The sequence below is a fragment of the Stenotrophomonas sp. HMWF003 genome, from assembly GCF_003061285.1.
GTDB classification, from domain to species: Bacteria; Pseudomonadota; Gammaproteobacteria; order Xanthomonadales; family Xanthomonadaceae; genus Stenotrophomonas; species Stenotrophomonas maltophilia_AP.
On the sequence record NZ_QAIW01000270.1, the window covers coordinates 9,117 to 11,321 of the forward strand.

Sequence of the window (2,205 nt, forward strand, 5' to 3'; positions counted from 1 at the left end):
ATGCGACCGTCGCCCCGCGGCGGATCGCCGCCCCTTCACGCCCCCTTCGCCTTTTCCATCCGGCCCGGTATGCTGCCCGGACGTGAACTGGCGGATACTCAGGGCCAGCACACACTTTCATCAACGATTCCTGGAGGGGGAATATGAGTCTGGAACGTCCCTGGCTGCAGAGCTATCCCAACGGCGTACCTGCCGAGATCGACGTCAACGAGTTCGCTTCGGTCTCTGCCGTGTTCGATACCTCGGTGGCCAAGTACCGCGACCGTCCCGCCTACTCCAGTTTCGGCAAGCAGCTCACCTACGGTGAAACCGACGCGCTGGTCGAGCAGTTCGCTGCCTACCTGCTCGGCGAGCTGCAGCTCAAAAAGGGCGATCGCGTCGCCCTGATGATGCCCAACTGCCTGCAGTACCCGGTGGCCACCTTCGGCGTGCTGCGCGCCGGCCTCACCGTGGTCAACGTCAACCCGCTGTACACCGCGCGCGAGCTCAAGCACCAGCTGGTGGATTCCGGCGCCGCGGTGCTGGTGGTGGTCGACAACTTCGGCGACACCGTCCAGCAGGTCATTGCCGACACCCCGATCAAGCAGGTCATCACCACCGGCCTGGGCGACATGCTCGGCGCCAAGGGCCTGCTGGTGAACTTCGTGTTGAAGTACATCAAGAAGATGGTGCCCAACTACAGCATCCGCGGCGCGGTGCGCTTCAACCAGGCGCTCAAGCTGGGCAGCCGCCACACCCTGCCCAAGGTCGAGATCGACCACGAGGATGTCGCCTTCCTGCAGTACACCGGCGGCACCACGGGCGTGGCCAAGGGCGCCATGCTCACCAACCGCAACCTGATCGCCAACATGCAGCAGGCCTCGGCGTGGCTGTCCACGTCGGGCATCGAGCCGGGCAAGGAAGTGATCATCACGGCGCTGCCGCTGTACCACATCTTCGCATTGACGGCGAACGGCCTGGTCTTCATGAAGTTCGGTGGCTGCAACCACCTGATCACCAACCCGCGCGACATGAAGGGCTTCGTCAAGGAGCTCAAGGCCACCCGCTTCACCGCCATCACCGGCGTCAACACGCTGTTCAACGGCCTGCTCAACACGCCCGGTTTCGACGAGATCGACTTCTCCACCGTGAAGTTCACCCTGGGCGGCGGCATGGCCGTGCAGCGCGCGGTTGCCGAGCGCTGGAAGAAGGCCACGGGCGTGACGCTGGTGGAAGCCTATGGCCTCACCGAGACCTCGCCGGCGGCCTGCATCAACCCGCTCAACCTGGCCGAGTACAACGGTGCGATCGGCCTGCCGATCCCGTCCACCGATGCCTGCGTCAAGGATGACAACGGCAAGACCCTGACCCCGGGCGAAGTGGGCGAGCTGTGCATCAAGGGCCCGCAGGTGATGAAGGGCTACTGGCAGCGACCGGAAGAAACCGCCCAGGCCATCGACGCCGACGGCTGGCTGCACACCGGCGACATGGCGCGGATGGACGAGCACGGCTTCTTCTACATCGTCGACCGCAAGAAGGACATGATCCTGGTGTCCGGCTTCAACGTGTACCCCAACGAGGTCGAAGACGTCATCGCGATGATGCCCGGCGTGCTCGAAGTGGCCGCGGTCGGCGTGCCCGACGAGAAGTCCGGTGAAGTGGTCAAGGTGGTCATCGTCAAGAAGGACCCGAACCTGACCGCCGAGATGGTCAAGGAACACGCCCGGGCCAACCTGACCGGCTACAAGCACCCCCGGATCGTGGAATTCCGCAAGGAACTGCCGAAGACCAACGTCGGCAAGATCCTGCGCCGCGAACTGCGCGATACGCCCGCCCCGTAAGGGTCTGCGGGCATCGAAGAGGCACCAGGGCCCCTGCCGGCAACGGCGGGGGCCTTTTTTCTTCTCCCAAGAGTGACGACGTTACGCGGGTGGCCGAGTGTGCAGGCGGCGTCTGGATCGGCGGGCGTCTGCGATCAGACTGGTCGCGCGCGTGAGGGCCCCGTAGCAGCCGGTAGGCCCCTGGTGCAAATGTCCCCCGGCCGCGGGGCGGCCTCCTCCTTTATTTTGCCCAGGGGCCTACCGGCTGCTACGGGGCTCGGCTTGCGGTAAGCAGGGGAAGCCAGGCTTTTCTGGCGCCGTCGGTGGGTCGGGCGCTGGGCCCCCATGCCCTTTCCGGCGAATGTCCCCCGGCGTCGGCCTGCGGCCGCCACCTCCTCCTTTATTT

At 65.3% G+C, this 2,205-nt stretch carries 1 protein-coding gene; it reads left to right on the top strand.

The window, feature by feature from the left end:
* The first annotated feature begins 143 nt into the window (after positions 1 to 143).
* The gene (locus DBR34_RS11195; protein ID WP_128096851.1) at positions 144 to 1,820 is read left to right on the top strand and encodes a long-chain fatty acid--CoA ligase; all 1,677 of its coding nucleotides are present in this window, start codon (positions 144 to 146) and stop codon (positions 1,818 to 1,820) included.
* Positions 1,821 to 2,205 lie beyond the last annotated feature (385 nt).